The following is an 8,464-nucleotide window of genomic DNA, read 5'->3' on the forward strand; positions in this document are numbered from 1 at the left end:
CGTTAGCCTCCGGCTGCCGCGAGCCGCTTCCCGCGTGGGAGAAGCCGCCCAACCCCCAAAGCCTTCACCGCAATGTACACGACCGGCGTCGAGAACAGAGTCAGGACCTGGCTGACGATCAGGCCGCCGACGACGGCGACGCCGAGCGGTTCGCGCAGCTCGGCGCCGGCACCGATGGCCAGCATCAGGGGAATCGCCGCCAGCAACGCCGCGATCGTCGTCATCATGATCGGGCGGAAGCGTGCGAGCGCAGCCTCGTAGATCGCCTCGTCAGGAGGCAACCCTCTCTCGCGTTCGGCATCCATGGCGAAATCGACCATCAGGATGCCGTTCTTCTTCACGATGCCGATCAGGAGGATGATGCCGATCAGGGCCATGATCGAGAAATCCAGGCCCCAGAGCCACAGCATCAGCAGGGCGCCCAGACCCGCCGATGGCAGGGTCGACAGGATGACGATGGGCGTCAGGAAGCTCTCATAGAGAATGCCGAGGATGATGTAGACAGAGATCAGGGCGGCCAGCACGAGATAGGGCTGGGTGCGCAGCGATTCCTCGAAGGCCTGGGCGGAGCCTTGCGTGCGGCCGCTCACCGTCTCCGGCATCCTGATCTCGCCTTGCAGGCGGGTGATCGCGGTCACGGCGTCGCCGAGCGCCATGCCGGGGTTGAGGTTGAAGGAGATCGTCGCTGAGGGCGCGAGCCCCGCGCGATTGATCACGACAGGCCCGGCCGTCTGCGGCTCGATCGCGACCACGGCGGCGAGCGGAACCGTCTGGCCGGTCGTCTCGGACCTCACATAGAGCGAGTTGATCGCATCGACGCGCGAGAATTCGCCGGGATCGACCTCGAGGACGATCTGGTATTGGCTGACCTGGGTCTGGTACTCGCCGATCTGGCGCTGTCCGAAGGCATCGTAGAGCGTCTGGTCGATCGCATCGACCGAGACGCCGTAGCGGGCCGCGGCCTGCCGGTCGATGGTGATAGTCTGCATGCGCGCGCCGAGCTCCAGATCGTTCCGCACGTCCTGGAAGCCGGGGGTGTCGCTGATCGCGTTGGTGAGCCTGTCGGCCCAGGAAGCGAGGTCGGACTGGTTCGGCGAGGTCAGCACATAGCTGTACTGGGCTGCGCCGCCGATGCCTAGATTGATGTCCTGCATGGCGCGAAGCTGGACGGCGACGCCCGGAATCGCTGCGAGCTTCGGCCTGATCCGCGCGATGAACCGATCGACCGAGACATCTCTCTCGCTGCGTCCCTTCAGCGCGACCCAGAGGCGCCCGGAGCCCATCGACGGATTTCCGCCGGTCCGGCCGACGGCGGTGTTGAAGGCGTGGACCGCCGGGTCTGACCGCAGAATCTCGGCAATCCGCCGATGCTTCTCCCGCATCTCCTCGAAAGAGATGTCCGCCGCCGCGCTGGTGCGACCGGCGATGAAGCCGGTGTCCTGTGCCGGGAAGAAGCCCTTCGGAATGAAGACATAGGCCGCGACGGTCGCGCCGATCGTCGCCAGGAACACCAGCATGGTGAAGCACTGATGCCGCAGCGTCCAGCGCAAGCCGATAGCATAGAGGGCGGTGAGCCGGTCGGGGCGCGCGCCTTCCAGATGATGCGACGGCGTCTTCATGTACTTGGCGCAGAGCATCGGCGCGAGCGTCAGCGACATTACGACCGAGATCAGCAGTGCAACGGTTACGGTCAGCGAGAACTCGCGGAACAGCCGGCCGATGATGCCGCCCATGAACAGCAGCGGGATGAACGCCGCGATCAGCGACAGCGTGATCGAGACGACCGTGAAGCCGATTTCCTTCGAGCCGGCGAGAGCGGCCGAAACGCGGCCTTCACCCGCTTCCATATGACGGTGGATGTTCTCGACCACGACGATCGCGTCGTCGACGACGAAGCCGATGGCGATGACCAGGGCGACTAGCGTGAGGTTGTTGAGGCTGAAGCCGAGGAGATAGATCACGCCGAAGGTGGCGATGACGGAAATCGCCAGCACCACGCCGACGATCAGGGTCGCTGCGACCTGCCGCAGGAAAAGCCCCATCACCAGCACGACCAGGGCGAGCGTCAGGACGAGCGTGATCTCGACCTCGTGCAGCGAGGCCCGGATCGTCCGGGTGCGATCGTTCATGACGGTGACGCTGATGTCGGCCGGCAGGTCCGCCATGAAGGTCGGCAGCCGCTCGCGGATTGCGTCGGCGATGGCGATGATGTTCGCGCCGGGTTGCCGGTCGACCAGAATGCCGAGGCCGGGCACGCCATCGGGCCGCGCCGAGACATAGGCATCCTCGGGACCGACCTGTACGCGCGCGACGTCGCCGACGCGGATGAGCGCGCCGTCGCGCGTCGCGACGACGACGTCGCGATAATCGCTGTCGCTGAAGAGCTGGTCGTTGGTCCGGAGCGTGGTGATCGAGGCGTCGCCGTAGATGGCGCCTTTCGGGCGGTTGACGTTCGCGGCTGCCACGGCGGTTCGAATGTTCTCCAGAGTGAGACCATAGGCGGCGAGCCGTTCAGGCTGGGCCTGGATGCGGATCGAGGGACGCTGCAGGCCATTGACCATCACCTGCGCGACGCCGTCGATCTGGCTGAGGCGGCGCGCGAGCTTCGTCTCCACGATATCGCTGAGTTCCGTCGTCGGGAGCGTCGAGGATGTCACCGTCAGGGCCATCACCGGCCCGTCTGTCGGGTTCACCTTCCGCCAGGTCGGCAGGCTCGGTAGGTTGTCGGGCAACCGGCTGGCTACGGAGTTGATCGCAGCCTGCACATCCTGTGCGGCGGTGTCGATATCGCGTTCGAGCCGGAATTGCAGCGTGATCGAGCTCTGGCCGAGCGAACTTGCCGAAGTCATTTCGGTGACGCCGGCGATGCCGGTGAAGGCGGTTTCCAGCACCGTCGCGACCGAGGAGGCCATGGTCTCGGGGCTGGCGCCCGGCAGGGTTGCGGTGACCTGAAGGGTCGGAAAATCGGCTTCCGGCAACGGGGCGACCGGAAGATTGGGAATAGCAACGAGGCCGAGCAGCGTCACCGCGACCGCCGCAAGAATGCTGGCGACCGGACGGCGAATGAACCAGGCCGACAGCCCCTCCGGCTTCGCGGCCGCGCCCTGGCTTTCGACGACGGCGCTCATGGCGAAGCCTTCGCGACGCGCTCGGAGGCTGGCGGCCGCGACTCCAGCACGCGGACGGTGGTTTTCGGGCGAAGGCGCGAAAAGCCGTCGGTCACGATCCGGTCCTCGGCCGCCACGCCTTTCGTGATCACCGCCAGCTCGTCGTTGCTGTAGCCGACCTCGACTGGCACCCGTTCGGCGGTTTCTCCCTGGACCCTGAACACGAAACTGCCGTCGATCGAGAGGCGAACGGCGTGCTTGGGAACGACGATCGCCTGATCGGAGCGGCCGGTTTCGACGACGACCGAGACGAAGCCGCCGGCGGTCAGCGCCCCTGAACCGTTCTCGAACTGCGCTCGCACACGTGCAGCGCCGTTCGTACCGCCAATCCGGTTGTCGAAAGCAGTGATCCGTCCGCCGAGGATCTCGCGACCGAGCGAGCGATCCAGGACTTTCACGGACGGTGTCGTGATCCCCGCCGTGTATTGCTGAAGGCGCGCCAGCTGCTGCTGGGGCACGTTGAAGACGACGGAGACCGGGTCCGTCTGTACGATGGAGACGATTCCGGCCGTATCCGACTGACGGACATTGTTGCCGGCGTCGAGCTGGCGCAGGCCCACTCGCCCATCCGACGGTGCGAAGATGCGGGTGAACGAGAGATTGACCCGCGCCGTCTCGACATTCGCCTGATCGATCGTGATGGCGGCGCGCAATTGCTCGACCTCCGATTGCCGCTGATCCACCGTTGCGCTGGCGACGGAATTCAGCGTCTGGAGCCGCTGCGCGCGTTCCAAGTCGCGTTCCGCGGCCCGCAGCAGCGCCTGGTTGCGTGCAAGCTGTCCTTCGGCCGCCTGGAGCGCTGACCGAAACAGGCGATCATCGATCGTCGCGATCAGGTCGCCCTTGCGAACAGCATCGCCCTCCCGCACCAGGACCTGGCTGAGGATGCCATCGACCTGCGTGCGGATGGCGACATCCCTCAGCGGAAGGACCGTTCCGACGAGACGCAGCTCATGACGTACGTCGTCGAGCCGCGCCGTCGTGACCTGGACCGGGACCGGTGCTGCCCGCACCGGTGCCGCAGTTGGCTTGGAGCTCGACAGCAGGGCGACGCCGACGATGGCTGCCGCCAGAACCCCGCCACCTGCTAAAACGAGAGGGCGGCCGATGCGGCGGGGATGAGGCCGGCCGTCTAGTGTCTCTTCACTTCGAAGCGTCATCCATCAACCCTGTCGTGGACTGAAGTGAGCGCGTGGCCGCTCCTGAGCAGCTCAGGCCGCAAGGAGACATGACACGCGGGCAACCCGCTTCGGGGATGCGGTCCTCACTCGTGATCGCTTGAGCTTCGCGCAGAACTGTCCCAGCTCTTTGCCGGGAATGTCACGAAATGTGCCGAGGTGAGGAGCCGATGAACAGGCGGACGGAGGCTCGCCGCTGAGACGCGGGAGCGATCTTCGGTTCACCTCGCGGTTGCGGCGTTCCGGCGCCGCAGCGACCGGTGCGGCACATCGACGATGTTCAGGACCTCTACGGGCGTCAGGTGGGTCGATGAGCTTCCGCGTCCATCGTTTCCGTAGCCGTCGGGCTCGACCAGCGTGACCTTGATCCTGTCTGCCGCGACTTCGGCGGCCAGGCTTTCGCCGAGCGCTTTCACCGCCGCTTTCGTCGCGTTGTAGAGGCCTGCCGTGGACATGGCAGTGGTGACCATCGGCCTTAGGGTGATCAGGATGTGCCCGTCCCCTTGCTTGCGCAGGAGGGGGAGGGCGGCCTGGATGGCCCAAAGCGTGCCGAAGACATTCGTCTCGAACTGCTCTCGTGCATGAGCTCGACCAGCTTCTTCGATGGCACCGCAGGCCGCATCGTCGACGCCGCTGACGACCACGTCGATGCGCCCGAAGGCGTCGGCCGCGACACGCATCGCTTCACCGACATCGCTCTCGCTGCACACGTCAAGATCGATCGGCAGCAGGTCCGGCTCGTAGACATCGGACAGCGCCGCGAATGCAGAGCCGCTCCGGGCGCAGGCCGCGACCCTGTCCCCGCGGGCGAGCGCCGCCTCGGTCAAGGCGAGGCCAAAGCCGCTCGAAGCTCCGGTAATGAACCAGACCTTTCCAGTCATGATCGAATAGCCCCCAGGAATGATTGTCGCGGCCATGGCCACGCGGGCAAACCGCTTCGTCCGTTACGCAGTGCGTAGGAATACCGTCCTCACTCGTGATCGCCTGAGCTTCGCGCAAAACTGTCTCGGCCCTTTGCCGGAGATGTCGCGAAATGTGCCGGGGCAGTGGGAGCCCCGATGAACAGGCAAGCGGAGGATCGTCGGTGTGAGGTGGTCGCGGTCTTCGTTACGCGTTTGCGTCCACTCAGCCGGCGGCGGCGTCGGACATCTCGCGCCAGTCCTCCCAGGTCGCAAGGCGAGAGGCGAACGCTTCTTTGGCGGCTGGCAGGCCCATCGGGCCCAGGAACAGGCGCAACGGCGCCGTTGTCGCATCTGCCACAGCCAGAACGGCCCCGGCCGAAGCCTTGGGCTCTGCCCGTTGGTGCTTGCCGTAGGACGCCGCGATGCGCTCTCGCAGTGGCGCGTATTCGGGCCGGTGCGTCGCATGCGATGCGGATGATCCGTTCCAGTCGGTCGCGAAGCTGCCGGGTTCGATCAGCGTCACCCGGATGCCGAACTCCGCGACCTCCTTGGCGAGCGTCTCGCCCAGGGCTTCGGTCGCCCATTTCGTCGCGTTGTAGATGCCGGCGGTCGGGAAGGTGACCACACCGGCGATGCTCGTCGTGATCATCAGGTGTCCTCCCTGCTGCGCCCGCAGCAGCGGGATCGCCGCCTGCGCCGTCCATAACGTGCCGAAGAAATTGGTCTCGACCTGCGCGCGCGCCTCCTGCTCGCTAGTCTCCTCGACCGTACCGAACAGGCCGTAGCCGGCATTGGCGATGATGACGTCGAGACGCCCGAAGCATTCGTTCGCCCGGGACAACGCGGCAAAGACCGCGTCGCGATCGGTGATGTCGAGCTCGATCGGCAGAAGCGCCTTGCCGAACCGCGCGGCGAGACCGTCGAGCCGATCAATCGCGCGTCCAGTCGCGGCGACCCGATCGCCGCGCTCGAGCATGGCTTCGATCCAGGCATAGCCGAGCCCGCGGGTCGCGCCGGTGACGAACCAGGTTTTCATGGTCGATGTCCTCGTGATGTTGGCCGGATGCCGGCGTTCCGTTCGGCGGGTGCCCGGATGGCCATGGCGGCGGCCCACCGCACCCTGCTCAATGTCGGTTCGAGCCTATCTGTGCTTGCGAGGAACGGCTCGTGCCGACCTGCCAGGAAGTGTCGAGCGCCGGCCATTTCCGTCGTCTGGCGCAGGTCACGACCATCCCGCCGCGTGCTTCGCCAATGCCTTCCTGCCCGCCGCGACCGCCGCCTCTTCATCACGGACGAAGTGGAACGGTAGTCCGAACGCCTTGCCGAGCCCCTGCGCTGCCAGCCGCAACGCTACCGGCACCGTCTCCGCGCCCTCGATCACGATCGCTGCGGCGCAGAGCGCACGAAGCCGACCCTTGTTCTGCTTGAAGAACCGGGCGCGCGCCTTCCTGGCCTCGTGAGATTCATTCTCCTCGTCGTGATCATGATGTTCGGCGATCAGGACGAAGGGCTGGCCGTGATCGAGAAGCGCCGAGAACGCGGCTTCGGCATCAATCTCGGCGGTTGCTTCCTCCCGGAGAAAGACGAGCGGGAACCGGCTTCTGTCGATCTGCATGACGAACTCCCGAATTGGAAATGACGCGACGGCGCGCTCGATAGGCGCTCTCAGCGATGGAAGGGGCGCGTGCCGAAGGGTCGTAGAGTCCCGATTATCCGGCGTTCAGGATTGCGGCTTGGCGAGCCGCCGGGCGGCGTTGTCGAAATCGACAATTTTCCGACCGGTGCCGTCTCCGCTTTGCCGCGGCGTCCGGTCGCCCTGCTCGACCTCGCCCGTTGCCGTCTCGGCAAAATACCGTGCCGGCGTCGTGCCCAGCATGCGCCGGAACATCGCGATGAAGGCGCTCGTGCTCTCATAGCCGAGATCGAGCGCGATCGTCGTCACAGACTGCCCGGAGGCGAGGCGCTGCAAGGCCAGGCCGATATGCAACTGCTGCCGCCACCGGATGAAGGACATGCCGGTCTCGCGCTGGAACAGCCGGGTCAGCGTGCGGTTGCTGGCGCCGACGCGGGCCCCCCATTCCTCGATGGTGAAGCGGAGCGACGGATCGTCGATCAGGGTGTCGACGAGGCGCCGCAGCCGCCGGTCCTTCGGCATCGGCAGATGCAACGGCTCGAGCGGCGCCGCCTGCAGCTCGTCCAGCAGGACCGCGACGAGGCGGGTCTCGCGCGTATCGCCTTCCGGGTAGAGCGGCGGCCTGGAAATGAAGCGGAACAGAAGCTCGCGCAACAGCGGTTGCACGAACAGGATACCGCAGCCGCCGCTGAGAGGGCCGGCGAGCGACGGCTCGACATAGAGATTGCCCACCGTAACCCGCGAGACCGAACGGGCCGTATGAGGGATGCCGCTCGGGATCCAGATGGCGCAATGCGGCGGCACGGTCCAGATGCCGTTCGATGTTTCGACCGTGAGGGCGCCGCTGACGACATAGAGCAATTGCGCCTTGCGATGGCGATGGGCGCCGAGATCGTCGATCGAAGCGAGCGCGACCATCGTTCCGAACACGGCACGGGGGACCAGATCGGGGTCTTCCAGCTCCGGGGCGTCCGCGATGGTCATTCAGCGGCCTCCTGCGTGCCGAGGCCTGACTTCGACGATCGCCTCGCGAATGGGGCGATTGCTGTTGAGGCTATGGCCTGGGACCTGCTGATCCCCGGGGATGAGAATCTTCATGCGTGGTGTCCCGATATCAAGTGCGTTGGCGAAACGGGCCGATCCGGAAGCCAATCTAGCAGTGCCGGGACGGGGTGTTTCGCGTCACCGCGCCAGAGAGTGTCGAGATCGAGCCATGTATCCGGAGCCAGACGTAGGACCTTGACGCCAGAGGCTGTCTGCTGGTCGTCGAGCCCGTGCGGGCCGATGGGCAAGGTGCGAGCGGACCCTCATGTTAGCACAAGAAAGCGGGCCCTTGGGCCCGCCTTAGATTGTTGTCGCTTGGGTGCTCGAGCGCGGTGGCGCGCGTCACCTCGCGTTGGCGGCCTTTTCGATGAAGTCTGCGACGACCTTCGGCCTGGAGACATAGACGGCGTGGGAGCCCTTGGTCTCGACGACGGTCGCGCCGGCACGCTTGGCCATCTGGCGTTGGGCCGGGGGCGGGATCATGCGGTCGTCGGTGGCGACGAGATAGTAGCTGGGCTTGACGTTCCAGGCCGGGCTGGT

General features: G+C 66.0%; 7 protein-coding genes. All 7 read right to left on the reverse strand.

The features are described 5' to 3' along the window. Positions 1-2: 2 nt before the first annotated feature. Positions 3-3,128: an efflux RND transporter permease subunit gene (locus tag AC07O0_RS30105; RefSeq protein WP_494628498.1), complete on the reverse strand. Its 3,126-nt coding sequence runs from the start codon at positions 3,126-3,128 to the stop codon at positions 3-5. Continuing rightward, on the reverse strand, positions 3,125-4,327 hold the full coding sequence (locus AC07O0_RS30110; protein ID WP_494628500.1) for an efflux RND transporter periplasmic adaptor subunit: 1,203 nt from the start codon (positions 4,325-4,327) through the stop codon (positions 3,125-3,127). The genes AC07O0_RS30105 and AC07O0_RS30110 overlap by 4 nt, the downstream gene beginning before the upstream one ends. Before the next feature lie 239 nt (positions 4,328-4,566). Next, complete coding sequence (locus tag AC07O0_RS30115; protein WP_494628502.1) at positions 4,567-5,262, reverse strand: SDR family NAD(P)-dependent oxidoreductase; 696 nt, start codon at positions 5,260-5,262, stop codon at positions 4,567-4,569. Positions 5,263-5,470: 208 nt separating this feature from the next. After that, positions 5,471-6,283: an SDR family NAD(P)-dependent oxidoreductase gene (locus AC07O0_RS30120; RefSeq protein WP_494628504.1), complete on the reverse strand. Its 813-nt coding sequence runs from the start codon at positions 6,281-6,283 to the stop codon at positions 5,471-5,473. 186 nt (positions 6,284-6,469) lie between these two features. Further along, on the reverse strand, positions 6,470-6,862 hold the full coding sequence (locus AC07O0_RS30125; protein WP_494628506.1) for a hypothetical protein: 393 nt from the start codon (positions 6,860-6,862) through the stop codon (positions 6,470-6,472). Positions 6,863-6,967: 105 nt separating this feature from the next. After that, complete coding sequence (locus AC07O0_RS30130; protein ID WP_494628508.1) at positions 6,968-7,864, reverse strand: AraC family transcriptional regulator; 897 nt, start codon at positions 7,862-7,864, stop codon at positions 6,968-6,970. A 402-nt stretch (positions 7,865-8,266) separates the two neighbouring features. Next, positions 8,267-8,464, reverse strand: a 198-nt coding sequence (locus AC07O0_RS30135) for an alpha/beta fold hydrolase (protein WP_494628510.1), incomplete at its 5' end; no start/stop codon positions are given.

It is taken from the genome of Allobosea sp. GW821-FHT10B12, assembly GCF_059415545.1.